Origin of the sequence: Streptosporangium sp. NPDC023615 (assembly GCF_040640155.1) — a bacterium.
GTDB lineage: Bacteria > Actinomycetota > Actinomycetes > Streptosporangiales > Streptosporangiaceae > Streptosporangium.
The window spans coordinates 1-24030 of sequence record NZ_JBFABE010000026.1 but is presented as its reverse complement, the minus strand read 5'-3'; the positions used below and the strand labels follow the sequence as shown (position 1 = coordinate 24030).

The 24030-nt window shown below is 73.5% G+C and carries 25 protein-coding genes and 2 pseudogenes; 11 read left to right on the top strand and 16 right to left on the bottom strand.

Going from position 1 to position 24030, the window contains the following annotated elements:
• Window positions 1-9 precede the first annotated feature (9 nt).
• The 10 genes and pseudogenes from AB0G16_RS19685 to AB0G16_RS19640 form a co-directional block, all read right to left on the bottom strand.
• A complete protein-coding gene (locus tag AB0G16_RS19685) occupies window positions 10-1059 on the bottom strand; it encodes an NAD-dependent epimerase/dehydratase family protein (protein WP_362806504.1) in 1050 nt (349 codons plus the stop codon).
• A 116-nt stretch (window positions 1060-1175) separates the two neighbouring features.
• Complete coding sequence (locus AB0G16_RS19680; protein ID WP_362806502.1) at window positions 1176-2021, bottom strand: DUF3152 domain-containing protein; 846 nt, start codon at window positions 2019-2021, stop codon at window positions 1176-1178.
• Window positions 2022-2170: 149 nt separating this feature from the next.
• The gene (locus tag AB0G16_RS19675) at window positions 2171-3025 is read right to left on the bottom strand and encodes a dienelactone hydrolase family protein (protein ID WP_362806667.1); all 855 of its coding nucleotides are present in this window, start codon (window positions 3023-3025) and stop codon (window positions 2171-2173) included.
• Window positions 3026-3339: 314 nt separating this feature from the next.
• A complete protein-coding gene (locus AB0G16_RS19670) occupies window positions 3340-6363 on the bottom strand; it encodes a LuxR C-terminal-related transcriptional regulator (RefSeq protein ID WP_362806500.1) in 3024 nt (1007 codons plus the stop codon).
• Between the two features lie 169 nt (window positions 6364-6532).
• Window positions 6533-6838 (bottom strand): annotated as a pseudogene (locus AB0G16_RS19665) (pyridoxamine 5'-phosphate oxidase family protein); the annotation flags it as partial.
• 49 nt (window positions 6839-6887) lie between these two features.
• The gene (locus AB0G16_RS19660) at window positions 6888-7430 is read right to left on the bottom strand and encodes an RNA 2'-phosphotransferase (RefSeq protein ID WP_362806498.1); all 543 of its coding nucleotides are present in this window, start codon (window positions 7428-7430) and stop codon (window positions 6888-6890) included.
• A 71-nt stretch (window positions 7431-7501) separates the two neighbouring features.
• Complete coding sequence (locus AB0G16_RS19655) at window positions 7502-7945, bottom strand: type II toxin-antitoxin system PemK/MazF family toxin (protein WP_362806496.1); 444 nt, start codon at window positions 7943-7945, stop codon at window positions 7502-7504.
• Window positions 7946-8030: 85 nt separating this feature from the next.
• Complete coding sequence (gene add, locus AB0G16_RS19650; RefSeq protein WP_362806494.1) at window positions 8031-9101, bottom strand: adenosine deaminase; 1071 nt, start codon at window positions 9099-9101, stop codon at window positions 8031-8033.
• 223 nt (window positions 9102-9324) lie between these two features.
• Window positions 9325-9531 carry a DUF5302 domain-containing protein gene (locus AB0G16_RS19645; RefSeq protein WP_362806492.1) on the bottom strand — a complete coding sequence of 69 codons (207 nt, stop codon included), beginning with the start codon at window positions 9529-9531 and terminating at the stop codon, window positions 9325-9327.
• Window positions 9532-9653: 122 nt separating this feature from the next.
• Window positions 9654-9836: a hypothetical protein gene (locus AB0G16_RS19640; protein WP_362806490.1), complete on the bottom strand. Its 183-nt coding sequence runs from the start codon at window positions 9834-9836 to the stop codon at window positions 9654-9656.
• Between the two features lie 89 nt (window positions 9837-9925).
• Between AB0G16_RS19640 and AB0G16_RS19635 the strand changes: the two genes are divergently transcribed.
• The gene (locus AB0G16_RS19635; RefSeq protein WP_362806488.1) at window positions 9926-10363 is read left to right on the top strand and encodes a MarR family transcriptional regulator; all 438 of its coding nucleotides are present in this window, start codon (window positions 9926-9928) and stop codon (window positions 10361-10363) included.
• A gap of 22 nt (window positions 10364-10385) precedes the next feature.
• Window positions 10386-10490, top strand: a pseudogene (locus AB0G16_RS19630) (HGxxPAAW family protein); the annotation flags it as partial.
• Here AB0G16_RS19630 and AB0G16_RS19625 read toward each other — a convergent pair.
• The gene (locus tag AB0G16_RS19625; RefSeq protein WP_362806486.1) at window positions 10476-10958 is read right to left on the bottom strand and encodes an STAS domain-containing protein; all 483 of its coding nucleotides are present in this window, start codon (window positions 10956-10958) and stop codon (window positions 10476-10478) included. The pseudogene AB0G16_RS19630 and the gene AB0G16_RS19625 sit on opposite strands and share 15 nt — an antisense overlap.
• A gap of 560 nt (window positions 10959-11518) precedes the next feature.
• Between AB0G16_RS19625 and AB0G16_RS19620 the strand changes: the two genes are divergently transcribed.
• From AB0G16_RS19620 to AB0G16_RS19595, 6 genes are all read left to right on the top strand, one after another.
• Window positions 11519-12955, top strand: coding sequence for a cation:dicarboxylase symporter family transporter (locus AB0G16_RS19620; RefSeq protein WP_362806484.1), 1437 nt, complete (start codon window positions 11519-11521; stop codon window positions 12953-12955).
• Between the two features lie 112 nt (window positions 12956-13067).
• Complete coding sequence (locus AB0G16_RS19615) at window positions 13068-13928, top strand: LLM class F420-dependent oxidoreductase (protein ID WP_362806482.1); 861 nt, start codon at window positions 13068-13070, stop codon at window positions 13926-13928.
• Between the two features lie 166 nt (window positions 13929-14094).
• A complete protein-coding gene (locus AB0G16_RS19610; RefSeq protein ID WP_362806480.1) occupies window positions 14095-14913 on the top strand; it encodes an SDR family oxidoreductase in 819 nt (272 codons plus the stop codon).
• Window positions 14914-15148: 235 nt separating this feature from the next.
• On the top strand, window positions 15149-16414 hold the full coding sequence (locus AB0G16_RS19605; protein WP_362806478.1) for a PP2C family protein-serine/threonine phosphatase: 1266 nt from the start codon (window positions 15149-15151) through the stop codon (window positions 16412-16414).
• 121 nt (window positions 16415-16535) lie between these two features.
• Window positions 16536-17342 carry an MBL fold metallo-hydrolase gene (locus AB0G16_RS19600; RefSeq protein WP_362806476.1) on the top strand — a complete coding sequence of 269 codons (807 nt, stop codon included), beginning with the start codon at window positions 16536-16538 and terminating at the stop codon, window positions 17340-17342.
• Between the two features lie 191 nt (window positions 17343-17533).
• A complete protein-coding gene (locus tag AB0G16_RS19595; protein WP_362806474.1) occupies window positions 17534-18376 on the top strand; it encodes an amidohydrolase family protein in 843 nt (280 codons plus the stop codon).
• Window positions 18377-18493: 117 nt separating this feature from the next.
• Here AB0G16_RS19595 and AB0G16_RS19590 read toward each other — a convergent pair whose 3' ends face one another.
• The 4 genes from AB0G16_RS19590 to AB0G16_RS19575 all read right to left on the bottom strand — a co-directional run bounded on the left by AB0G16_RS19590 (window position 18494) and on the right by AB0G16_RS19575 (window position 21321).
• Entirely contained in the window at window positions 18494-18694 is a 201-nt protein-coding gene (locus AB0G16_RS19590; protein ID WP_362806472.1) for a ferredoxin, read from the bottom strand.
• Entirely contained in the window at window positions 18691-19494 is an 804-nt protein-coding gene (locus AB0G16_RS19585; protein WP_362806470.1) for a TetR/AcrR family transcriptional regulator, read from the bottom strand. Before AB0G16_RS19585 ends, AB0G16_RS19590 begins: the two co-directional genes overlap by 4 nt.
• Window positions 19491-20744 (bottom strand): cytochrome P450, encoded by a 1254-nt coding sequence (locus AB0G16_RS19580; RefSeq protein WP_362806468.1) that lies wholly within the window; start codon window positions 20742-20744, stop codon window positions 19491-19493. Before AB0G16_RS19580 ends, AB0G16_RS19585 begins: the two co-directional genes overlap by 4 nt.
• A gap of 85 nt (window positions 20745-20829) precedes the next feature.
• A complete protein-coding gene (locus AB0G16_RS19575) occupies window positions 20830-21321 on the bottom strand; it encodes a MarR family winged helix-turn-helix transcriptional regulator (protein ID WP_362806466.1) in 492 nt (163 codons plus the stop codon).
• A gap of 63 nt (window positions 21322-21384) precedes the next feature.
• Between AB0G16_RS19575 and AB0G16_RS19570 the strand changes: the two genes are divergently transcribed.
• Window positions 21385-22524, top strand: a complete 1140-nt coding sequence (locus AB0G16_RS19570) for a serine hydrolase domain-containing protein (RefSeq protein ID WP_362806464.1) — start codon at window positions 21385-21387, stop codon at window positions 22522-22524.
• 122 nt (window positions 22525-22646) lie between these two features.
• Complete coding sequence (locus tag AB0G16_RS19565) at window positions 22647-23009, top strand: DUF2203 domain-containing protein (RefSeq protein WP_362806462.1); 363 nt, start codon at window positions 22647-22649, stop codon at window positions 23007-23009.
• Between the two features lie 42 nt (window positions 23010-23051).
• Here the strand turns inward: AB0G16_RS19565 and AB0G16_RS19560 are convergent, their stop codons facing one another.
• A complete protein-coding gene (locus AB0G16_RS19560) occupies window positions 23052-23462 on the bottom strand; it encodes an organic hydroperoxide resistance protein (RefSeq protein WP_362806460.1) in 411 nt (136 codons plus the stop codon).
• 80 nt (window positions 23463-23542) lie between these two features.
• Here AB0G16_RS19560 and AB0G16_RS19555 point away from each other — a divergent pair, with 80 nt between their 5' ends.
• Entirely contained in the window at window positions 23543-23974 is a 432-nt protein-coding gene (locus AB0G16_RS19555; protein WP_362806458.1) for a MarR family transcriptional regulator, read from the top strand.
• Window positions 23975-24030 lie beyond the last annotated feature (56 nt).

Sequence of the window (24030 nt, the reverse complement as noted above, 5' to 3'; positions counted from 1 at the left end):
GGGCGGGAGTCAGGGACGCCCGCCGATGCCGGTGCGCAGCTCGCCCAGGCGGGCCGGGCCGCCGGTGTGCGGCGCCAGCGGAGGGGTGTTCATCCCCTCGGGGTGACGCAGGCCCTCGAAGAGGTCCTCCATGGCCTCGACCGCGGTGTGGCGCGGCTCCCAGCCCAGCTCGGTGCGGGCGCGGCCGACGTCCATGATCGGCATCCTGAGCACCAGGTCGACCAGGCCCGGCGAGGCCGGGACCAGCCGCAGGTGCCAGGCCGCCGCGACCGTGCTCCGGAGCGCCCATCCCGAGACGGGGACCAGCTTGGCGCCGAGCATCTCGGCCAGGACCGCGGGCTCGATCACCGGGTCCGCGGCGATGTTGAAGGCGCCCGACACCGGGCGGGTCACCGCCAGCCTGAAGGCCTCGCCGATGTCGGCGCTGTGGACCACCTGGAAACGGAGCCCGGGGGTGTTCGGCACGACCGGGATCAGGCCGGGGCGTACCAGCCGCTGCGGGATGAACGGCCCGCCGAACAGTCGTCGCTGCCCGACCGACGCCTCCCGCTTGAAGATGAAGCCCGGCCGCATCCGGACCACCCTCATGCCCGGGTGATCGCGTTCGAGCACGTCGAGCACCCGTTCCATGTACGCCTTCTCCCGGCCGTAGGAGGCGCCGGGCCAGCCGTGCGTCGGCCAGTCCTCGGTGACGGAACGGTCCTTGGGGGCCGAGGAGTAGGCGCCGACCGAGGAGGCGTACACCAGCGCCGGCACCCCGGCCCGCGCGACGGCCTCGAAGACCCGGATGCCGCCCAGGACGTTGTTGCGCCAGGTGGTGATCGGGTCGCGGGTGGGCTGGAACAGCCACGCCAGGTGGACGACCGCGTCGGCGCCCTCGAAGTGCGGGGTCAGGTCGCCGGAGGTGATGTCGACGGCCTGCCAGGTGGTCTTGGGCGGATGCCAGTCCGGTGCCCTCCGGGCCAGGCCCACGATGGATGTGACGTTCTGATCGGCGACGAGGGCCGAGACCACGCTCGTGCCCACGTTTCCCGTCGCGCCGACGACTACTACTCGCATGCCTACCGGGTGCCCCGGGAAGGGGCGGTGAATCCCTCCGGGCGACGGCTTTGCCGTACGGTGAAACCGGCACCTACCGTGCATACCTCTTGCGTGGCGCCGGAAGGGCCGGCTCCTCAGCGCCGGGGGAACGGCCAGGGGTTGGGGCGGCAGCCGTAGAGGGACTTGGTCTGCTGGAGCATCACCGGCGCCCGCCTGCCCGGTCCCGGGCAGGACACGTGCCCGTGCCCGAGGCCGTGGCCGACCTCGTGGTTGACGACGTACTCCCGGTAGGAGGCCACGTCCCGGCCGTAGCCCAGCGCCCCGGTGTTCCACCGGTCGGCGTTGATCACGGCGCGCTCGCCGTTCCAGCAGGACAGCGTGGACACGACCCGCATCGGCAGGCACTCGCGGTCGGCGGTGCGGGGGCTGGTCAGCGAGACCCTCAGCTCGACCCGGCCGCGCGCCACCCGGGTGAACCGGTACCCCCACCCGCGCCGGTCGTTGAGGATGCGGTGCACCTCGGCGGCGAACTCGTCCGTCCGGAAGGGCAGGCCGCGCTCGACCTCCACCGCGTACCGGATCACCCTGCCCTTGCGGCCGGGGGCGCGGGCCTCACCGGGGGCGACGGCGTAGCGGCCCTTGGCCCTGCGGGGCACCTTCACCCGCAGCGGCTGCTGGCGGCCGTTGGCGAGCAGGAGCGGCTTCTCCGCCGGCGCGAGGGCGGGATCGGCGGCGCCGGGACCGGTGCCGTCGGCGGAACCGGTGGCGTCGGCGGGGCCGGGCGCCGGGGACGGCACCGGCGGCGGGGTCGGGGTCACCGGCGCGGGCGGGAGGGCGACGGCGGGAGGGACCGTGTCCGGGACCGGGTCGAGGTAGCCGCTCAGCAGCAGGACGAACCCGGTCACGACGGTGGACACGATCCCGGCGGCGATGAGCCACAGAGCGCCGTCACGCGCGCGTCGACCTTCGTTCCCGGACATAGACCGTAAACCTTATTGCCCCACGACGGTAATCGATCAATCGGGGGGAAACCATCGTATGACGATCTTCCGGCGGGCCACGGGGCGGGGTACGCCGACGGCGGCCGCGAGCGCGGCCGCCGTCGGGTCCTGCGTGAGGTACGGCTCCCCTAGGAGTGCGGGCAGGTGCCCTGGTAGGCGGAGATGGTCGTGCTGGTCGACGGCACCGGGCAGAGGAACTGGTCGTAGCGGACGTCGTCGTCGACGAAGCGCTTCATCCACGCGACGCTGTACTTGGCGATCGTGGTGTTGGAGGTGTTCGGCGCGGTGTGCCCGGCGTTGTTGAGCTCCAGGTAGGCCTTCTCCGAGGAGGCCGGGATGCTGTTGTAGAACGGCTTGGCGTGCGAGTTCACCGAGGCGATCGCGTCGTTCTCGGCGCCGATCACCATCGTGGGCACCCGGACGCCCGTCCAGCTCTTGGTGGTGTGCCAGGGGGTCAGCGGGATGGCCGCCTGGAGCTGCGGACGGCTGTTCGCGGCCGACAGGGTGCCGCCGCCGCCCATGGAGTGCCCGGCCACGCCGAGCCGGTTGGCGTCGACGCGCGAGGCGACCGAGCTGCGCTGGGTCAGGTAGTCGAGCGCGGCCAGCAACTGCCGGCCGCGGCTGGCGGGCTGGTCGGAGCGGGTGAGGGTGTCGATGTTGAAGACGACGAAGCCGTGGGAGGCCAGCCGTGAGGCGAACGAGGCCATGGTCGACCTGCTCGCGGTGTAGCCGGGAGAGACCGCGATCCCGCCGAACGTCCCCTCGCTCGTGCTGGTCGGGTAGTAGATCGTCCCCCCGCCGAAGCCGGTCACCTGCAGGGAGGAGACGGTGGTGTCGGCGATCGCGAACGGCCCCCTGGCCGCCTCGAGGATGGCGTTGGTCGGGTTGGGGCCCCGGTCGTAGGGGCCCAGGGCGGCGGTCTGGGTGGCGGGAGCCGCGGCGGCCTGCGCGGCGGGGGCGAGGGTCCCGCCGGTGCCGAGCAGAGCGAGTGCGAGGGTCAGCGTGGCCGCCGCCGTCGCCCGGCGCGTACGCCTGGGCGCGGAGGCCTGGGGGGTGGTGCTGTACGACTGCACGTTGCTGTACTCCGTTCCTGTGGGGGAGACCACGGCGACGATGCGCCGGAACCGGCGGCCGTTCGTCGCGCGCCGGTCCGTCGCCGACGGCGGTGTGCGGTCCGGCGCCACCGGGTGACCCCGCGGGTTTCTGACAGACGCCACTTTCTTCGTGTCAGCCCCGGAGTGCATCGGTGAAATCACCCGTGCTGTCCATACCGTTAAATCCCTTGTAGGGCGGTATATCAGGACATGAGGCGCACGAGTTCCACCCGCGAGCGGATGTCAAGCCTGGCGAAGATGTTCCTCAGGTGGTGCTCGACCGTCCTTGGGCTCAGGTACAGCAGGGCCGCCACCTCCCGGTTGGTGGCGCCGTCCGCGACGATCCGCGCGATCTGGTACTGCTGCGCGGTGAGCCTCCCCACCCCGCCCGCGCGGGGCGTCCGCACCGCCTCGCCCGCCCCGCGCAGCTCGGCCCGCGCCTGCTCGGCCCAGCGCCGGGCGCCGAACCGCTCGAACGTCTCCAGTGCGCTGTGCAGGTGCTCCCTGGCCGCGCCGGGACGCCGGTTCCTGCGCAGCGCGCTGCCGAAGAGCAACTGGGTACGGGCCGTCTCGAACTCGGAGAAGCCCTGGCGGTGCAGTTCGAGGGCGGCCTGGTAGCGCTCCTCGGCGTCCCCGGGGCCGGCCAGCAGCGCGTGACAGCGGGTCGCCACCGCGCGCCGGTCGGGACTGCGGGTGCTGCCCACCCAGCGGTCCAGCACCCGCAGCGCCTGCCGGGCCTCCTCCCGGTCGCCGGTGCGCGCGGCGGCCTCGACGAAGTGGGGCGTGGAGAGGACCTGCACCACGGGGTGGCCGCCGGCCCCGTCCCCCCGGGCCGCCGTGGCGCGCAGCCGCTTGGCCGCGTCGGCGTGCCGCCCCGCCGCGAGGTCGGCATGGGCCAGCGCCCAGTTGCCCAGCGCCCCCGCCACACCCAGGCCGTGCGCGCCCGCCAGCTCGATGGCGCCCGCGGCCCTGATCGCGCACGTCTCCTCGTCCCCCTCGACCGCCGCGGTGAGGGCCAGCCACCCCAGGTGCTGGCCGGCGCTGTTGGGCCGGCCGCACTCCTGGGCGAGCCGGAGCCCCTCGACCGCGTTGGCGGTGATGGAGGCGTAGCGACCCGTCCAGATCTCGGCCTGGACCATGAACTCCAGCACCTGCGCGACCGTGGAGACCGCCCCGCGGGCGCGCGCCGTCTCCACCGCCCGGTTGCACAACCGCACCGCCTGCACGTCGTCGCCGAGCAGCATGCCGGCCACGCCCGCCCAGATCAGCACCGACGGGGTACGCGCCAGGGGAGCCAGCTCCAGCACCCGGCGGAGCGGCCCCGCCGCCTGCCGGTGCCGGCCGCCGAAGGTCGCCGCCGTACCGGCCAGGTACTCGAACATCAGCTGGACGGCCGCCGGGTCGTCCGGGCGGCGCAGGGCCTCGGCCCGCCGCGCTATGTCCAGGTAACGGAGATTGTCGCCGGCCAGGTAGCTCGCCTCGCCCGCGCGGATGAGCACCCGGACGGCCTGCTCCCGGTCCCTGCCCGCCAGCGACTCCGCCGCCGCCATCAGGTCGTCCCCGGCGCTGGCGGTCTTCCCGCTGCGCAGCTCGAGGTTGCCGCGGATCAGCTCGGCCTGGCCGCGTACCTCCTCGGAGACCGTCAGCGAGTTCAGGCGGGACAGCAGCGAGCGGGCACGCCGGGGCAGCCCGGCGTGCCAGGCCCGGCGGGCCGCGGCGGCCAGCCGCGCGGCCTTGAGGTCACCGTGGGCGGTCAGCTCGGCCGCCCGCTCGAAGGCCAGGTAGGGCGCCGGGTGACCGTCCTGGGAGCCGGCCGCGGAGGCGGCCGCGGCCAGCTCGTCGGCCAGCGGCCCGGCGGGGCCGTCCAGGGCGGCGGCCCGGTGCCAGGCCCGCCGCAGGCGCTGGTGGTCCTGGCCGAGCACGCCCGCGAGCAGGCGGTGCGCGACGCGGCGCCGGGCCAGGGAGGCGTCGCCGTAGACCACCTCCCGCATCGCCGGCTCGCGGAAGTCGTAGCGGTCGCCACCGGGCGCGGCCACGCGGACGATCACACCGGCCCGCTCCGCGGGTTCGAGCGCGCTCAGCGCGCACTCCGGTTCGGCGGCCGCGGCCAGCGTGGCCGTCTCCAGGTCGGGATCGGCCGCGAGCAGCAGGAGCATGTCCGCGGTGCCCGCCGGCAGCCGCGCCAGCCGTTCGGCGTACGCGCGCCAGAGCCTGCCGTTCCTGGGCAGCGTCTCGGGCGGGGCGGCGGCGCCGGAGACCTGGTCGGGGCCGAGGGAGCGGGCGAGTTCCCCGAGCGCGAGCGGGTTGCCGCGGGCGACCTGCAGCAGAGACGCCCGCACGTCGTCGGGCAGGCCCGGCACCAGATCGTCGACCAGCCGCCTGGCGGCGTCGGAGCCCAGGACGCCCAGCTCGAACACCGGTATGTCGCCCGGGACGTCGGTGTTCCCGGCGTGCCCGGCGTGCCCGGCGTGCCCGGTGTTCCCGGCGTTGACGGCGTTGGCGGTGCCTCCGGTGCCTCCGGTGCCGCCGCCGGTGCCGTCGTCGACCCCGAACAGCAGCACGACCGGTTCGCCCGCCAGCCGCCGTGCCGCGAAGAAGAGCGCCTCCCGGCTGGGCGCGTCGAGATGATGGACGTCGTCGACGCAGGCCAGCACCGGGCCGCCGACCGCCGTCAGGAGGTTGAGCACCGCCGCGGGGAGTACCAGCCCGTCCTCGGCCGCGCCCAGCTCCAGCGCTCCCGTGAGCGCCGCGGCCTGGGAGGCGGGCAGGGCCGCCAGCCGGTCGGCGATCGGGCGGAGCAGGCCGTGCAGCCCGGCGTACGGCAGGCGCGACTCGACCTCGGTGCCGCGGACCCTGAGCACGACGAAACCCTTCCGGCGCCCGTCACCGGTCGGGCCGCCGATCGGGCCACCGGTCGCGCCGCCGCGCCCGTTGCCGTTCGTGCCCTCGGGGCCGCCGACGCCGCCGACGCCGCCGGTGCCGCCAGTGACACCGATGCCACGGCCGCCGCGGGTGCCGTCGACGACACCGGTGCCGTCGGGACGGCGGCTCGCGTGATCCGCCACGACGTCGAGCAGCGCGCTCTTCCCCGTCCCCCGCGCGCCCCGCAGGATCGCGGCCCCCCCGGATCCGCCACGGGCGGCGTCGAGTAATCGCAGCAGGGCGTCCTGCTCGGCGTCGCGGCCGTACAGCACCCGTGGCGGGAAGAACCGTGAGGGTGAGGGCATGCCCCAGTGTTACGCCCGTATGTCGAGGCTGGAAAGAGCACGTGACGGGGTTCTGTGGCCTTCTGTATAGGTTTGTGCCGGTGCACTCCCCCCGACGGAACGTCAGGTGATTTCACCGATACGTGTCAGGTCCGGAGCCCATCCGGCGCAGCCGCCGGGAGCCTTCCCGTCAGAAGCTCCACCTGGTCGCGCCGTACGGTTCCTCGGTGCCCAGGGCGAACACCTTGTCCGGCACCACCTCGTACACGTACCACGGGGGCGGCCCCGCGCTCGGGGCGTTGAACTCGGCGTGCAGGGCGTCGCCGCGGACGGACGGCCGCCAGCCCTGGGCCGCGTACGCCTCGGCGATGCGGTGCAGCCGCTCCCCGGTCACCCGTACCGCCCGGCCCTCCACGACGAGGTCGAACCCCCGCGTGGCGACGGTGACGGAACAGCGTGGGTCGTGCGCGATGTTCCTGCCCTTGCGGGTGCCGGGGCCGGTGGTGAAAGCGCCGGGAACGCGGCCGGGAACGTGGTGCCGGGTCTCAGCCGGGGAACGCGATGTGGGCGGGCGGCACGTGGGAGACCAGCCAGACGCCGTTGGCGCTCACCTGGAACTCGTGACCGGCCCGGTGCATCTCTCCCGAGCGGACGACCAGCACGATCGCACGACCCCGGCGCGCGCCCACCCGGGTCGCGGTCTCCCGGTCCGGGGACAGGTGCACGGCGTGCCGGGCCATCGGCAGCAGGCCCACCCGCCGGATGTCGGCCACGTGCGCGCCGACCGTCCCGTGGAACAGGAACTCGGGCGGCTCGACGACGGGAAGATCGAGGTCGACGTCGACCGTGTGACCCTGGTTGGCGCGGATCCGGTCACCCTCGACGGTGAAGCGCCGCTTGTCGTTGTCCTCCACCACCCGCGCGAGCTCGTCGCGGGTGATCGCGAACCCGTGCCGCGCGGCGGCGGCCAGCAGGGTCTCGACGTCCACCCAGCCCTGCGGGTCGAGGGTCAGGCCGATGCCCTCGGGCTCGTGCCTGAGGTGCTTGGAGAGGTATTTGGAGACTCGAACGAGTCTTTTGCCGTCCATGGCACACCAGGATGCCGACCCGCCCGGCCGTTCTCCATCGGATTCCCGCCGGTCCGCGTCGCGGGAGGCGCTCAGCCGTCGGCGGCCCAGTTGTGGACGCGCTTGAGCACGGCCGCCACCCGGGCGAAGCGCGCGCCGTCGAGGACGGAGCCCTCGCGCCGGATGTCGTCCTCCTCCAGGACGAAGACCCGGTCCAGGCGCAGGTGGGAGACACGGCTCTCGCGGTCCCAGGTGCCGGGGCCGATCTCCAGCCAGTCGTCCGGACGGCCGCCGCCGGCGCGGCTGGAGAGCATCAGCGCGAGCAGGCTGCGGTCGTGGCGGCCGACGACCAGCAGCGGCCGGTCCTTGCCCCGTGCCGGGTCCTCCTCGTAGGGGACCCAGGCCCAGACGATCTCGCCGGGATCGGCGAGGCCGTCGAGGTCGGGGGAGTAGTGCAGGGTCGCGCTCCGGTCGACGCGGTGGATCTCACGGACCGCGCCGCGGGCCGGCCGGGGGTCATCACCAAGATCACGCACGCCGACAGCCTACACGGGCGTGTTCCGGGACCCGCTCCCGGACCGGTCCTCGGGCCGGTTCCCTACCGGCTGTCGCACCGGTTCCCTATCGGCTTCCGGACCCGTTCCCGGACGCGTTCCCCGCGCCGTTCCTCGACGCGTTCCCGGACGCGCCGCCCGACGTGCCCTCCGGCCCGCCCTGTGACGTGCCCTGTGACGTGCTCTCCGGCGGGGCCGTGGCCGACCAGGCGTCGACCTCGGCCAGAAGCGCCGAGGCGAGGTCCCGGGGGGCGAACGACGCCTCGATCGAGGCGCGGGCCAGCTCGGCCAGGACGTCGTCGCCGTACCCGAAGACCTCGCGCAGCCGCGCGTACTCGTCGGCCAGCGCCGTCTCGCCGTCGGTGTTGACCGTGACCCTCAGCCCGGCCGCGCGCAGCCGGGGCAGCGGATGGTCGGCCAGCGAGGGGACGAGGCCGAGCAGGACGTTGGAGGTGGGGCAGACCTCCAGCGGGATGCCGCTCTCGCGCACCCGGGCCACCAGCGCGTCGTCGTCGAGCACCCGGATGCCGTGCCCGATCCGCTCGGCGTGCCCGAGGTCCAGTGCCTCGCGGACGCTGTCCGCGCCGGCCGTCTCCCCGGCGTGGTGCACCAGATGCAGGCCGGCCTCCCTGGCCGCGTCGAACACCCCGGTGAACGGCGCCAGCGGGTGGCTCTCATCGCCCGCGAGCCCCAGGCCGATCACCTCGTCGTGGCGGACGGCCAGCTCGTAGGTCCGCCGCAGCCGCTCCACCGGCCGGCGCCTGGAGTGGTCGAGCAGCACCCTGCTCCGGACGCCGAACCTGGCCTCGCCCTCGGCCAGCCCGTCGAGCACCGCCTCCAGCGGCATCTCCAGCCGCCCGACCCGCTCCCCGTGCGAGGCGGCCGTGAAGGCCACCTCGGCGTAGCGGGTGCCCTGGGCGGCCTCGTCCTCGCAGAACTCCACCGCGATCCTGCGGAAGTGCTCGGGCGTGCGCAGCAGCTCGCGCACCCTGGTCCGCTGGTCGGCGAACTCGCGGAAACTCGTGAACGGGCCCTCCGGCTCCGGCGGGCCACCCAGCTCACGCACGGTCTCCGGGCGGACGGTGCTCTCCAGATGGACGTGGAGGTGGGCCTTGGGAAGCAGACGGAGATCTCTCACGCCGGAGAATGGTAGAGCCTGCCGGGGGACGGCCGGGGCCCGGGACCGGGCGGGTGCCCGGTCCCGGGCCCCGGGTCACGAGACGAGCCGGAAGACCCCGCCCCCGGCCCGCGAAACCCCGTTCCCGAAGGCCCCGTGAGGCCCCCGTTCCTGAAGATCTCTGATCCGGAAACCCCCGGTCCGGAAACTCCCTGCCGGGAGAGCCCCCGATCCTGAGGGCGGCTCAGCCGCCGCTCTTGCGGCGGAAGGAGCGCTTGGCCGCAGCCGGGCCGTGAGCACCGTGGATCTTCGAGGAGTTCTTCCCCTTGCCCCCGGAGCTCGCGTCCGCCTGGGCGAGCTTCTTGCGCTCCAGGGCCTCGCGGAACTTGCGCTTGAGCTCCTCGTCGGAACTCTCGTCGGAGCTCTCGGGCTCCGGTGTGACGTCAGACATCTACAGACCTCCTGATCTGGCGGGCGGTCCAACCCCGACCAACAGGATCATCATTCTCTCACCCGGACACCACCGGCGCGGCCCCCCGGCTTCGGCTCTGAGAGGAAGGGCGGCCGCCGGCCTCAGTGCAGGCCGAGGGCCATCAGCAGCAGCAGGCCCGCCAGGTGGCCGACGACCACGAAGACGATCACGAAGACGAAGACGAACTTCGCCGGGCCGTGCTCGAAGTGGCGGCCCTCCTTGAGAGCCGAACGGCCGGCCTGGCGCTCGGCGATCCGTTCCTCGATCGGCTTCCTGTGAAACATGGGGGATCCTTTGCTCGCCGATGCTTGGGGCGATAATAGTTTGTGCGTTAAATATCCTACTATGTTCGGATGGGAGGTGAGGGAGGGACGTGATCGACGCCCTCAGCCTGGAGCGGCAGGTCTGTTTCGCCCTGGCCGTCGCCTCACGCGACGTCATCGGTCTCTACCGGCCCCTGCTGGAGCCGATGAGACTGACCCACCCGCAGTATCTGGTCATGCTCGCCCTCTGGGAACGGGCGCCGCTCTCCGTCAAGGAGCTGAGCAAGCTACTGCACCTCGACCCCGGTACGCTGTCCCCGCTGCTGAAGCGTCTCGAGGCCGTCGGCTACGTCCGGAGGCGGCGGGACGGCCAGGACCAGCGTGTCCTGGCCGTCACGCTCACCCCGGAGGGCCGCGGGCTGCGGGACGAGGCGGAGAGGATCCCGCCGGCGATCGTCGAACGCCTGGGTATGGACCTGGAGGAGCTACAGGAGCTTCACCGGTCGCTGACCCGGGTGATCGCCGCGGCCGGCGGCGCGCATCACTGACTCATGTGGAGAGGAAAGGCTCATGGCCGGTAGTCACGGGGGAAGCCCCAAGTCCTGGCTCGCGGTGATCGTCATCCTGCTGGGGTTCACCGTCGGGGGCGTGGCGCTCTGCCTAGGCCCCAACTGGACGTTCTTCTGGATCGGCGCGGGAATCGTCGCGGTCGGCGGCGTGATCGCCCTGATGGTCGACATCTTCTCGGACGTCATCATCGACGCCCCCCGGGTTCCGATCGACCAGAGCGGAAGCTGATCCTCCGGAGCGCACCGCCTCCTCCACGGTGGCGAACACCCCGAAGGACGAGCGCAGCCCGGTGATGGTGAGAATCCGCTCCAGGACTCCGTGCAGGCCGACCAGGGCCAGGCCGAAGCCCTGGGAGCGGCTTCGCCGGAGCACCTGGATGAGCTGGGCGACCCCGGTGGAGTCACAGAAGGTGATCTCGCCGACGTCGACCACGACCATGGTGGGCGTGCCGGCCTGCCACGCCCTGTCCATCTCTCCGCGGAAGGCGGGGGCGTGCCGGTAGTCGAGCTCCCCGAGCACCCGGACGACCAGCGCCGTCCCGAGCAGGCTCGATGAGATCGCGAAAAAGGTCATGCTTGGCTCCTTCGCCCGCGGGGACAGGGCGGGCTGTCTTTTTCCTACCAGTTCCGGGGGCGCCGTACCCCGGATAACCGGCCTCAAGTGATCCTCGGAGCAACCCGGGCCGTCCGGCACCACCGTACCGGGGCGTCCGGCGGACGATTCCGCTCTCCGCCAGGTGTCCGCGTAGCGGGGCCCCTCGCCCGGCCCGGCGAACGCGTAGCGGGGCCCCTCGCCCGGCCCGGCGAACGCGAAGGTCCGAGCGGGTACCGCGCCGCGCCCGCCCGGCCCGCCGACCGGTCGCCCCCTCCGCGCGGGAGCCGGGCGCCCGCGCCACGAAGACCCGGTCGGCCCCGGTGGTGATCTCCTCGTCCTCGCGACCGGCACCCAGGTCATGGAACCCCCTTCCGCCCGGCGGCGGTCGTACGGTCGTCCGCCCGGCCCGTCCCCGGCGGCGCACCCCGGTCCGCGAAGGGGCCGCGAGTCCACGAACGAGATGTACGCGACAGTGACTCAGATCACAGCCCCGGCTCATAATCGCTCGACCGGATTCCCATCCAGAGCGGGAGGCACGAATGAGCGTGGCCCGGGATCGAACGCACTATCTCTACATCGCCGTGATCGTCGCCGTGGTGATCGGGGTGGCGGTGGGGTTCATCGCCCCGGAGCTGGGCCAGGCGCTCAAGCCGATCGGCACCGCCTTCGTCGCCCTGATCAAGATGATGATCAGCCCGATCATCTTCTGCACCATCGTGCTCGGCGTCGGCTCCGTCACCAGGGCCGCCAAGGTCGGGCGGGTCGGCGGGCTCGCGCTCGGCTACTTCCTGGGCATGTCGACCGTCGCGCTGGGCGTCGGCCTGCTGGTCGGCAACCTGATCGACCCCGGCCAGGGACTCCAGCTCACCGACGAACTGCGCGAGGCGGCCGGGGCCGAGGCGGCCAAGGGCGGCGAGAGCGACACGGTGACGTTCCTGCTGGGGATCATCCCCACCACGCTGGTCTCGGCGCTCACCTCCGGCGAGGTGCTGCAGACCCTCCTGGTCGCGCTGCTGACCGGGTTCGCCCTGCAGGCGATGGGCGAGCGCGGCGGGCCGATCCTGAACGGCGTCGCGCACGTCCAGCGGCTCGTCTTCCGCATCCTCGCCATGATCATGTGGGCCGCCCCGGTGGGCGCCTTCGGCGCGATGGCCGCGGTCGTCGGCGCCACCGGCGTGGACGCGCTCAAGAGCCTCGGCGTCATCATGCTCGCCTTCTACCTGACCTGCCTGCTCTTCGTGTTCGTGGTGCTCGGCCCGCTGCTGTGGCTGGTGGCGCGGGTCGGCCTGTTCTCCCTGCTGCGCTACCTCGGCAGGGAGTTCCTGCTGATCCTGTCCACCTCCTCGTCGGAGTCGGCGCTGCCCCGCCTGATCGCCAAGATGGAGCACCTCGGCGTCAGCAGGCCCGTGGTCGGCATCACCGTGCCGACCGGCTACTCCTTCAACCTGGACGGCACCGCCATCTACCTCACGATGGCCACGCTGTTCATCGCCGGCGCCACCGGCGCCCCGCTCTCCTTCGGAGAGCAGCTCTCCCTGCTGGTCTTCATGATGATCGCCTCCAAGGGCGCCGCCGGGGTCACCGGCGCGGGCCTGGCCACCCTCGCCGGGGGTCTGCAGTCGCACCGCCCCGACCTGGTGGACGGGGTCGGCCTGATCGTCGGCATCGACCGCTTCATGTCCGAGGCACGCGCGCTGACCAACTTCGCGGGCAACGCGGTCGCCACCGTGCTGGTCGGCACCTGGACCGGCGAGTTCGACCGGGAGCGCGCGGAGGAGGTGCTGACCGGCCGGGCGCCGTTCGACGAGGCGACCCTCCTGGACGACGGCGACGGCGGCAAGGGCGACGGCGGCAAGGGCGACGGCGGCAAGGGCGACGGTGACGGTGGCAAGGGCGAGGGCGACGGCGGCGGGGACGACGGCGACACCCCGCCGCCCGGGGCCCGCTCGGGAGACCCGGCGCTGTCACCCGCGTAGGACCTGCTCGGACGGGTACGCTGCCGGTCGGACGGGACGCCGCCGGCGGCACCTCGCCGGGCGCCACGCGACGCGGTACCGATCCGGCATTCGTGAGGAACGGAAGGTCGCGATGAATCTCTCTGGTGTGGGCGTGTGGAGTACCCAGCTGCGTTACGGGGATCCGGCCGAGTCCGCCGAAGCGGCGGCCGAGCTGGAGGAGCTGGGGTTCGGCGCGCTGTGGATCCCGGACGTCGGGGGAGCGCTGTTCGAGTCCGTCGAGCACCTGCTGGCGTCGACCCGCCGGGCGGTCGTCGCGACCGGCATCCTGAACCTGTGGATGCACACCCCGGCGGACGCCGCGGCGTCGTACGCGTCGCTGTCGGCCGCCCACGGTGACCGGTTCCTGATGGGGATCGGGGTGAGCCACGCCCCGCTGGTCGACCAGGCCGAGGCCGGACGGTACCGGCGGCCGATGGCGGCCATGGAGGCGTTCCTCGACGGCCTGGACGCGGCGGAGCCGCCCGTGCCCGCCGGCAGGAGGGTCCTCGCCGCGCTCGGCCCGAAGATGCTCCGGCTGGCGGGGGAGAGGACGCGCGGGGTCCACCCCTACCTCGTCACCCCCGAGCACACCCGGATCGCCCGCGAGGCGCTGGGCGACGGCCCGCTCGTGCTACCGGAGCAGACGGTGATCCTGTGCTCCGGCGCCGACGAGGCGCGCGCGATCGGGACCGGCTGGCTGCGGGGCTACCTCTCCCTGCCGAACTACGCCAACAGCCTGCTGCGCCTGGGATTCTCGCCCGAGGACCTGACGTCGGTCAGCGACCGCCTCTTCGACGCCCTGATCGCGTGGGGGGACGAGGAGGCGGTCAGGCGCAGGGTGGAGGAGCACCGTGCCGCCGGTGCCGACCACGTCGCCCTGCAGGTGCTCACGGACGACCCGGAGGCCTTCCCCCGCGAGCAGTGGCGCCGCCTGGGCGCCGCCCTGCCGTAGGACGCGCGGACCACCCGGTCAACCGGCCGTCCGGTCACGGCGCGGAACCGTTTAAGGGGTTCCGTGCCGGGGAGACATCGCGTTCTCGGACATCGTCCGGGCCGGGACCCGCCGTACGGGGACGTCCCGGCCGGGACGGCGGATACTCCCAGAAGAGCGGGTCATCATGAGCAGAGCACCCATATCCCCGGCCGACTACGACCGGGTCGCGATCGTCACCGGAGCGGACTCCGGCATCGGCAAGGCGAGCGCGGTGGCGCTGGCCGAAGAGGGCTTCGACGTCGGCATCACCTTCCACTCCGACCAGGAGGGGGCCGAGGACACCGCCAGGCTGGTCCGTGACCTGGGCCGGAAGGCGGCCGTGCGACGGCAGGACCTGACGCGGCCGCAGGAGGCCGCCTCCGCCGTGGACGAGCTGGCCGAGGAACTGGGCGGCCTCGGCGTCCTGGTGAACAACGCCGGGACCGGCAGCAGCACGCCGCTGCTGGAGATGGACTTCGAGGAGTGGCGGTCGGTGATCGCGGTGGACCTCGACGGGGCGTTCACGTGCGCCCAGCGGGCCGCCCGCCGCATGGTCGACGCCGGCCGCGGGGGCCGCATCGTCAACGTCACCAGCGTCCACGAGGAGCATCCGAGGGTCGGCTCGGGGCCGTACTGCGCGGCCAAGGGCGGCCTGCGCATGCTGACCCGGGTGCTCGCGATGGAGCTGGCCCCGCACGGGATCACGGTGAACAACGTCGCCCCGGGGGAGATCGCCACCCCGATGACCGGCCAGGAGGACGAGCTGCCGAAGCCCGGCAGCCGGCCCGGGTACCCGATCGACCGGCCCGGTGACGCCCGCGAGGTCGCCGCCGCCGTCGCCTTCCTCGCCGGCCCCTCCTCGTCGTACGTCACCGGCGCCTCGCTGTTCGTCGACGGCGGCCTGGGCCTCATGGGCCCGCAGGCGGGCGGCGCCCTGAAGTCGGGCGAGTGGCGCGAGGGCTGATCCGCCTCGGGGCCCGGCGCGACCGCCTCGGGGCCCGGCGCGACCGGCTCGGGGACCGGTCCACGCCCGGCGCCTACGCGTCCCCCGCGTCCACCGGCCCGGCCCGGTGGACGCGGGGGACGGCCCGCGAGACGATCGGGACCGGTGGTTCCCCGGAACGTGCCGGAGCGATGCGCCCGCTGCCGCATACTCGTTCCAGGTGTGCGGGGTCAGAAGAGCACAGGGGTGGTCAGGGATGGACGGCGGAGACGACGAGGTGGGCGTCCGGCGCGGCACGGCCCGGATGCTGACCGGGCTGCTCAAGGCCAGCCATCTGTGCGCGCTGGAGGAGGTGCCCCCGCTGGTCACCGAGTACGCCGCGCACGCCGGCCTGGGCGAGGTGCTGATCTACCTGGCCGACCTGCAGCAGGAGGTGCTCCGGCTGCTCACCGGCCACGGCAAGGACGCCGGCGGCGAGACGGACGGGCACGCCGCCGAGCTGCGCATCGACGCGACGCTGGCCGGGCGGGGCTTCCAGGAGTCGCGGGTGCTCTTCCACCGCGCCGGCGGGGACGACGAGGCCGGGCAGGGCCACTGGTGGATGCCGCTGCTGGACGGCACCGAACGTCTGGGCGTGCTGCGCGTCGAGGCCCCGGCCGACATCGGCGAGGAGGGCCAGGAGACGATGCGCGCGCTGGCGGCGGCGGTGGCGCTCATCGTGGCCAGCAAGCGCGCCCACAGCGACTCCTACGCCCGCCTGGTACGCACCCGGCGCATGCACGTGGCCGCGGAGATGCAGTGGAAGCTGACGCCGCCGCTGACCTTCGCCAACACCGAGGTGGTGATCAGCGCCGCGCTGGAACCGGCCTACGAGGTCGGCGGGGACGCCTTCGACTACGCCGTCGGCGGCGACCTCGTGCACCTGGGCATCTTCGACGCGATGGGTCACGACGTCTCGGCGGGGCTGACCGCCAGCCTGGCCCTGGCCGCCTGCCGCAACAACCGGCGCCAGGGGATGGACCTGGCCGCCAACAGCGAGACGATCGAGAAGGTGCTGATCGCCGAGTTCGGGCGGGCCACCCGTTTCGTCACCGCCGTCCTGGCCGAGCTGCACGTCCCCACCGGGATGCTGACCTGGATCAACCGCGGCCACTACCCGCCGGTGGTGATCCGGGGAGGCCGGGCGATCACCACCCTGGGGTGCCCGCCCGCCCACCCCATGGGGCTGGACTTCGGTCTTCCCGTCACGCTCTGCCGCGAGCAGCTCCAACCCGGCGATCGGGTGCTGTTCTACACCGACGGCATCACCGAGGCGCGCAACCGCACGGGTCAGGAGTTCGGGCTGCAGCGCTTCGTCGACTTCATCGTCCGTCACCACTCCGACGGCCTGCCGGTCTCCGAGACCCTGCGCCGCCTGATCCACCACGTGCTGAGGTACCACGACGGCCGGCTCCAGGACGACGCCACCGTGCTGATGGTCGAGTGGCACGGCAGCGCCTACCGCAGGCTGACCCCGAACTGATCGGAACCCGTCACGCACCGGCCGGGCCGCGGGAAAGGGTCCGGTGAGGTGTGCGTCCGGTGTGGCGGGGCATGACCCGGTCCCCCCACCTGACGCATCGACCTCACACGGGAGCCGCGACATGTCCGAACGGGACGAGGCGAGCGTGTTGTTCATCGGCAACGCCACCACGCTCATCCGCTACAACGGGTTCACCGTCCTCACCGACCCCAACTTCCTGCACCGCGGCCAGCGGGCCTACCTCGGGTACGGGCTGTCCACCCGCCGGTTGACCGAGCCCGCGCTGACCGTGGACCGCCTCCCGCCGCTGGACGCGGTCCTGCTCTCGCACATGCACGGCGACCACTGGGACCGGGTGGCCCGCAGGGGCCTGGACAAGGGCCTGCCGATCCTCACCACTCCGCACGCCGCCCGGAAGCTGAAGCGGCAGGGCTTCGGCGAGGCGGTCGGGCTGGCCTCCTGGCGCGACCACGAACTGCGGGGCGCGGGGGGTTCGGTGAGGATCACCTCCCTGCCCGGACGGCACGGCCCCGGCGTGATGAACGCCCTCATGCCGCCGGTCATGGGAAGCATGCTGGAGTTCGCCGATCCGGCCGGGCGCGTGAACCTGCGCCTGCACGTCAGCGGCGACACGCTGATGGGCAGGGAACTGGACGCGATCCCGAGGCGTTTCCCCGACATCGACCTCGGGATCGTCCACCTGGGCGGCACGAAGCTGCTGGGAATGGTGATGGTGACGATGGACGGCCGTCAGGGCGCCGAGTGGGTGAGCACGATCAATCCACGCCGCGTGCTGCCGGTGCACTACGACGACTACGGCGTCTTCAGCTCCCCGCTGTCGGACTTCCGCGAGCAGGCCGAGCGGGCCGGTCACGGCGCCCGGATCGTCCACCTGGCCAGGGGCGAGAGCCACCCCCTGCCACTCTGACCCCTGCCCGCCCGGCTCCTTGCCCGCCCGGCCCCCGGACGCCCGGCCGCCGTCCGCCCGCCCCTGACCACCGCGCCCGGCCCGGCCCGGTTCGGTTCGGGCCGGGCCGGCGGGTGGCCTGCGCGTTGACGCCCTCGCGGGCACGCCCTACCGTGAACGATCTCGAACGACCGATCGAAGAGGAGCGGCGGATGACCGTCGTCGACGCCCACCAGCACTTCTGGAACCTGGAGACGGGTTCCTACCCCTGGCTGACGCCGGAGGCCGGGCCGATCCACCGCACCTTCACGCCCGAGGAGCTTCTGCCGCAGCTCGCCGCCGCCGGGGTGGAGCGGACCGTGCTGGTCCAGGCCGCCGACACCTACGCCGACACCGACGCGATGCTGGCGCAGGCCGACGCCCACGACTTCGTCGCGGCCGTGGTCGGCTGGGTGCCGCTGCACCGCCCGGACGAGGCCGCCGAGGCGCTGGAACGCTACCGCCGGCACCCCGGGTTCGCCGGTGTCCGCCACCTCATCCACGACGACCCCGACCCCGACTGGCTGATCCGCGAACCCGTGGTCGAGGGCCTGGGCCTCCTCGCCGCGGCGGGGCTGCCGTTCGACGTGGTCGCGGTGCTGCCCAGGCACCTGGAGCACGTGCCGGTCCTCGCCGAGCGCGTCCCCGGGCTGCGCCTGGTCATCGACCACCTGGCCAAGCCGCCGATCAGGGAGAAGGGGTGGGAGCCGTGGGCGTCGCTCATCACCCGCGCCGCCGAGCACCCCGGCGTGTACGCCAAGGTGTCGGGCCTCAACACCGCCGCCGACGCCGAGACCTGGACGGCCGAGGACCTGCGCCCCTACGTCGACCACGCCCTGGAGGTGTTCGGCCCCGACCGGCTGATGTTCGGCAGCGACTGGCCGGTGGCCGTCCTCGCCGGGGACTACGCCAAGGTGTGGCGCGAGACCGGCGTGCTGCTCGCGGGCCTCACCGAGGCCGACCGTGCCGCCGTCCTGGGCGGCACGGCCACGCGGTTCTACGGGATCACGGACTGACGGCTCGCCGGTCGCGTCCCCGGACGTCCCCGCACGCGCGCGCGGGGCCCCGAGGGCGTGCCCGGGGTCCCCGGCACCGTCCCCGGCGGGCCGGGGCGCCCGCCACGAGCGCGCCGGTCAGGCCCCCTCGTCCACGGAGATCGCGCTGGTCGGGCAGACGGCGGCCGCCTCGCGGACGGCGGCGCGCAGCGGCTCGGCGGGCGAGGGGTCGAGCAGGACGACGATGCCGTCGTCCTCGCCCTGGTCGAACACATCGGGGGCGAGCAGCACGCACTGCCCCGCGCCGCAGCACAGGCCGGTGTCGACGGTGATTCTCACGGGTGATCTCCTCGCGGTCGGGCGGTGGGGGTGACGGGGGCCTGCCACAGGCCGGTCAGGGCGTCGACGAGCCCGACGGCGACGGTCTCCCAGCTCGGGTGGGCCGCCGGTCCGTCCTCGTGCAGGGCCCGCTCGCGCTCGGCCAGGGTGTGCGCGAGGAGCAGGTAGGTCATGTCGCCCCGCGCGCGGTGCACCTCCTCGGGCAGGCCGGGCAGCAGGCGCAGCATGCCCTCCAGGGTGCGGCGCATCGACGGGGCCGCCACGGACTCCTCGGTGACGATCCGGCGCAGGGCGGGCACGGTGATCACCTGGGCCAGGCAGCGGGCCCGCCGGCTCGGCACGCCCAGCGCGTCGAGATGGTCGGTGGCGGGGCGTACCAGGCAGGAGATCCACGCGCGCGGGTCGGCGGAGTCGCCGATCGCCCCCAGCATCCGCAGCCGCCGGCTCTCGGTCTCGGAGGTGTAGCGGCGGACGATCGCCCGTACCAGGTCGGCCCTGGTGCCGAAGTGGTAGCCGACGGCGAAGTTGTTCGCCTGTCCGGCGGCCTGGACGATCTGCCGGTTGGAGACCTCGCCGACCCCGCGCTCGGCGAACAGCCGCTCGGCGGCGTCCAGGATGGCCTCACGCGTCTCCTGTGCCCGCCCGGTCCTGCCCGGCCCGGTCCTGCCCGGCTCGGTTTCGCCTGGTCCGGTCCTGCCGGGTTCGGTGTGGCGCGGTTCGGTTCCGCCCGGTCCGGTCCTGCCGGGCCGGGGTCTTCCGGGAGCTGTCCCGCCGGACGCGGTCCTTCCCGGTGTGGTCACCACCGGACCGGGAGCTTCTCCAGCCCGCCGACCACGAGCCCCTCGCGCCGCTCGAGCTCCGTCGCCGGGACGACCAGCTCCAGCGTGGGCAGCCGCTCCAGCAGCACCTCCAGCGCGGTCTGCATCTCGGTACGCGCCAGCGCCTGCCCGAGGCAGGAGTGCGGGCCGGCGCCGAAGGCCACGTGCGGGTTGGGCGAGCGGTCCAGCCGCATCTCGCCGGCGCCCTCGAACTGCCGCTCGTCGCGGTTGGCCGAGGCCATGCTGCACACGACCGTGGTCCCCGCCGGCAGGGTCCGCCCGGCCACCTCGACCTCCTCGCTGAGGTAGCGCGGCATGCCGAAGCCGGGGTTGGCGTCGAAACGCAGCGCCTCCTCCACCGCCGGGCGGACCAGCGTGCGGTCGGCCAGCAACGCCTCCCAGCGCGAACGGTCGGCCAGCAGCATCGCCATCATCTTGCCGATCATGTTGGCGGTGGTCTCGTGCCCGGCCACCAGCAGTCCCTTGGCCGTCATCGTCAGCAACTGCTCGGTCAGCCGCCCGTCCAGCCCCTCCACCATCGAGGCGAGCTCGCTCAGCAGGTCGTCACCCGGCTCGGCCCGCTTGGCCTCGACGTGCGTCATCAGGTAGGCGTCGAACTCCTCCTGGGCGGCGTCGATCTCCTGCTGGCCGAACCTGGTCATGCTGAGCATGGTGTCGGACCAGTACGCGAACCTGTCCCGGTCGGAGTCGGGCACCCCGAGCAGGTCGCAGATCGCCCACACCGGCAGCGGGAAGCCGACCGCGCTCACCAGGTCGGCGGGCCGGCCCCGGGAGATCATCCGATCGACCAGGTGCTCGGCCATCGCCTGGATCCTCGGCCGCATCGCGGTGACCCGCCTGGCGGTGAAGGCCCTGCCCACCAGTTGCCGCCACGCCCGGTGCGTGTCGCCCGTCATGGCGTCACCGTCACCGTCACCGTCACCGCCGCCGGTGCCACCGCTGCCGCCGCCACGGCTGCCGAACACGCCGCCGGACTCGTTGGCCGTCACCCGTGCCGCGTCCTCGGCGTCGAGCCGGCGGCTGAAACGCGGGTCCGACAGGATCTCCTTGACGTCCTGGTAGCGCGTCAGGAGCAACGCGGTGTCACCGCTGGGGAGCCGGATCGGCGCGACCGGGCACCTCTCCCGCAGCTCGGCCCACTCCTGCGGCGGCTCGAGCGCGCCGGGGTTGCGAAAGGGGTACTCGGGCGCCTCGGTGCCGGGTTCGCTCACTGTCACTCTTCCTCGGGGATCGCCGATAAGGCATTTAAGTCATATCACTTAACGGCGTCAAGCGACCCGGCCGCCGTGCCGGGGATCACAGGGGGCGGGGGCGGAGGCGGCGGGCGAGGAGATCGCGCATGGCGCCCGTGTGGTCGGCCAGCCGGTCGAGGGACGACAGCAGGTCGTCCGCCGCCGTCTCGCCCAGGACCGCCCGGAGTTCGGCGGTGACGGCGGTACGCGCCCTGCGGCCCGCGTCGACGGCGTCCCTGCCGTGCCCGGTCAGCTCGACGACGCGTGCCCGCTGATCCTCCGGATCGGTCCTGCGGGTGAGGTAGCCGATCCGCTCCATCTCCGTCACGACCTTGGACGCGCCCTGCGGCGTCATGCCGAGCAGTCCCGCCAGGTCGCTCACGCGGACGGGACCACCGAGCAGGTGCTGGAAGACGTAGCCGTGAACGGTGCGCGCCCCGGTGTGACCCGCCGCCGCCATGCGCCCGCGCACCTCGGCGTCGCAGGCGGCGGCCAGGGCGGTGAAGAGCAGGGTGAGGTCCCCGGCCGCGCCGGGGCCGGCGGGACTTGACGTCATGGGGACCACCGTCCGATACTCAACCTTGGTTGCGCAACTTTGGTTGAATAAAAGGGGGAAGCCGTGTTCTGCGATCCCGCGTTCACCCCGGTGGTCGAGGCGTTCAGGCAGGGGATGGGGCGCGGGGGCGCCGCCCTGGCCGTCACCGCGGGTGGCCGCACCGTCGTGGACGTCTGGGGCGGTACGGCCGACGAGGGCGGGACCCGTCCGTGGGGGCGCGACACGGTCGTCAACGTCTTCTCCGCCTCCAAGGGCGTCGTCGCGACCGTGGCCCTGCTGTGCGCGCGGCGTGGGCTCCTCGATCTCGACGCGCCCGTCGCCCGCTACTGGCCGGAGTTCACCGCGCGGGCCACGGTCGCCCAGGTGCTCTCCCACCGCGCCGGCCTGCCCGCGATCCGCTCCCCGCTGCCGCCGGGGAGCCTCTACGACTTCGACGCCATGGCGAGCGCGCTGGCCGCCGAGGAGCCCTGGTGGACGCCGGGGGAGCGGCACGGCTACCACGCGGTCACGTTCGGCTGGCTGGCCGGCGAGCTGCTTCGCCGGGTCACCGGTGAGGAGGTCCGCGACCTCGTCGCCGGCGTCTCCGGTGAACTGGGCGTCCCCGACCTCTGGATCGGCCTTCCCCGGCGGGAGGCGCACCGGGCGGCGTTCGTACTCCCGCCGGAGAGCCCGGCCGTGCCGGGGAGCCCGTCCTCGCGGGGAGGCTTCCCGGCGGCCGGCTCCCCGCTGGCCGAGGCGATGGCGGACCCCGCCTCGGTCACCGCCAGGGCGTTCCTCAACCCGGCCGACCAGCTCGTGCCCGGAGTGGTGAACACCGGGCGCTGGCGTGCCGCCCAGATCCCCGCGGCCAACGGCCACGCGTCCGCCAGAGCCCTGGCGGCCCTGTACGGCGGGCTCCTGTCCGGTGACCTCCTCGACCCGGAGACGCTGGCGCGCGCCACCACGGCGCACAGCGACGGTTTCGACGAGGTCCTGCGCGGCCGGACCCGCTTCGGCCTGGGATACATGCTCCCCAACGAGGTCCGCCCCTTCGCGCCCCGCGCCGAGGCGTTCGGGCACAGCGGGGCCGGCGGCTCGCTCGCCTTCGCCGACCCGGTGGCGGGTGTCGGGTTCGCCTACACGCCGAACCGCACGATCACCGTCCCGGCCGGTCCCGACCCCCGCTGGCCCCCGCTCCTTGAGGCGCTCTACGGCTGCCTGTGAACGGTCTCCCGGGACGGGCCCCGCCGCCGGGTGTCCCGGGGGCACGGCGGTGCGGGGGGTGTGCCACGCCCGCGCACCGCCCCGGGTTCGGATGCCGGGGCGACACGCGCTAGCGTGCGAGGGTGGACAGGACCTTCACCGTCGAGGAGGCGCGGGCGCTCATGCCCGCGCTGCTGGAGCGGGCCGACGCGTTCGTGACGATGCGGGGCGAGCTGGCCGAGCTCGCCCACGAGCTCCGCAGTACCGGCACGTCCGAGGCCGGCGGTCTGGCGGAGGCGAAGGCGTACGAGGCCAGGCTGGAGGAGATCCTCGGCTGGTTCGAGGAGCGGGGCATCGAGGTCAAGGGTGTCGCGCCGCTGCTGGTGGACTTCCCCGCCCTGCTGGACGGGATGCGGGTGCGGCTGTGCTGGCTCGAAGGGGACCGCGACCTGGTCTGGTACCACCGTGACGAGCTGGGGTTCGCGGGGCGCAGACCCCTTCCCTGACCGCCCCGGCTTTCCGGCCGCCGCGGTTCCCCTTCGCGCGCCCTACTCGACGACGAGCTCGACAGGGATGTTGCCGCGGGTGGCGTTCGAGTACGGGCAGACCTGGTGGGCCGCCTCCACCAGGGCGGTGCCGGCCTCGCCGTGCAGCTCGTCGGGGAGCTCTACCCGGAGCGTCACGGCGAGCCCGAAGCCCTCGCCGGCCGGTACGAGGCTCACCTCGGCGGTCACCGAGGCCTCGGAGACGTCGGCCTGCCGCCCGCGGCCGACGAGCTGGAGCGCGCTGGCGAAGCAGGAGGCGTAACCGGCCGCGAACAGCTGCTCGGGGTTGGTGCCCTCGCCCGAGCCGCCCAGCTCCTTGGGCGGGGTGAGGGCCACGTCGAGGCGCCTGTCGGACGAGACCGCCCGCCCTTCCCGGCCGTTGGCGGTGGCGATGGCGGTGTAGAGCGTACTCATCGTGATCCCCTTCTCCGTTGTGGACAATTTGATTGTGCACAACTTAGTTGCATGCAGTCAAATCCGGTAGGATCGTCAGCGTGAAACTCTCCGTCGACGACCTGGTCTGCTTCGACGTCCACGCCGCCTCGCGGGCGCTGGACGCCGTCTACCGCGGGGTGCTGGGCGAGCTGGGCCTTACCTACCCGCAGTACCTGGTGATGATGACGTTGTGGGAGCGCGGGCCGGTGACGGTCAAGGAGCTCGGCCTCGCGCTCAGGCTCGACTCGGGGACCCTGTCGCCGTTGCTGAAGAGGCTGGAGGCGGCCGGGCTGGTACGCCGCGAGCGCAGCGCCGCCGACGAGCGTTCCGTGCTGGTGGGCCTCACCCCCGAGGGTGAGGCCATGGAGGAGCGGGCCTGCGACGTCCCCGCCCACATCTTCAGGGCCGCGGGGCTGGAGCCCGCCGAGGTCCTGGAACTGCAGCGCACCCTGCGCCGCGTCGTCGCCTCACTGGACGCGTCGTCACGCTGAACGCCCCCCCCCCCCCCCCCCCCCCCCCCCCCCCCCCCCCCCCCCCCCCCCCCCCC

Coding starts and splice junctions, on each gene's coding strand:
- AB0G16_RS19685 (WP_362806504.1), bottom strand. CDS start 1,059: ATGCGAGTAGTAGTCGTCGGCGCGACGGGAAACGTGGGCACGAGCGTG.
- AB0G16_RS19680 (WP_362806502.1), bottom strand. CDS start 2,021: ATGTCCGGGAACGAAGGTCGACGCGCGCGTGACGGCGCTCTGTGGCTC.
- AB0G16_RS19670 (WP_362806500.1), bottom strand. CDS start 6,363: ATGCCCTCACCCTCACGGTTCTTCCCGCCACGGGTGCTGTACGGCCGC.
- AB0G16_RS19660 (WP_362806498.1), bottom strand. CDS start 7,430: ATGGACGGCAAAAGACTCGTTCGAGTCTCCAAATACCTCTCCAAGCAC.
- AB0G16_RS19645 (WP_362806492.1), bottom strand. CDS start 9,531: ATGTCTGACGTCACACCGGAGCCCGAGAGCTCCGACGAGAGTTCCGAC.
- AB0G16_RS19640 (WP_362806490.1), bottom strand. CDS start 9,836: ATGTTTCACAGGAAGCCGATCGAGGAACGGATCGCCGAGCGCCAGGCC.
- AB0G16_RS19625 (WP_362806486.1), bottom strand. CDS start 10,958: ATGACCTTTTTCGCGATCTCATCGAGCCTGCTCGGGACGGCGCTGGTC.
- AB0G16_RS19620 (WP_362806484.1), top strand. CDS start 11,519: ATGAGCGTGGCCCGGGATCGAACGCACTATCTCTACATCGCCGTGATC.
- AB0G16_RS19615 (WP_362806482.1), top strand. CDS start 13,068: ATGAATCTCTCTGGTGTGGGCGTGTGGAGTACCCAGCTGCGTTACGGG.
- AB0G16_RS19610 (WP_362806480.1), top strand. CDS start 14,095: ATGAGCAGAGCACCCATATCCCCGGCCGACTACGACCGGGTCGCGATC.
- AB0G16_RS19605 (WP_362806478.1), top strand. CDS start 15,149: ATGGACGGCGGAGACGACGAGGTGGGCGTCCGGCGCGGCACGGCCCGG.
- AB0G16_RS19600 (WP_362806476.1), top strand. CDS start 16,536: ATGTCCGAACGGGACGAGGCGAGCGTGTTGTTCATCGGCAACGCCACC.
- AB0G16_RS19595 (WP_362806474.1), top strand. CDS start 17,534: ATGACCGTCGTCGACGCCCACCAGCACTTCTGGAACCTGGAGACGGGT.
- AB0G16_RS19575 (WP_362806466.1), bottom strand. CDS start 21,321: ATGACGTCAAGTCCCGCCGGCCCCGGCGCGGCCGGGGACCTCACCCTG.
- AB0G16_RS19560 (WP_362806460.1), bottom strand. CDS start 23,462: ATGAGTACGCTCTACACCGCCATCGCCACCGCCAACGGCCGGGAAGGG.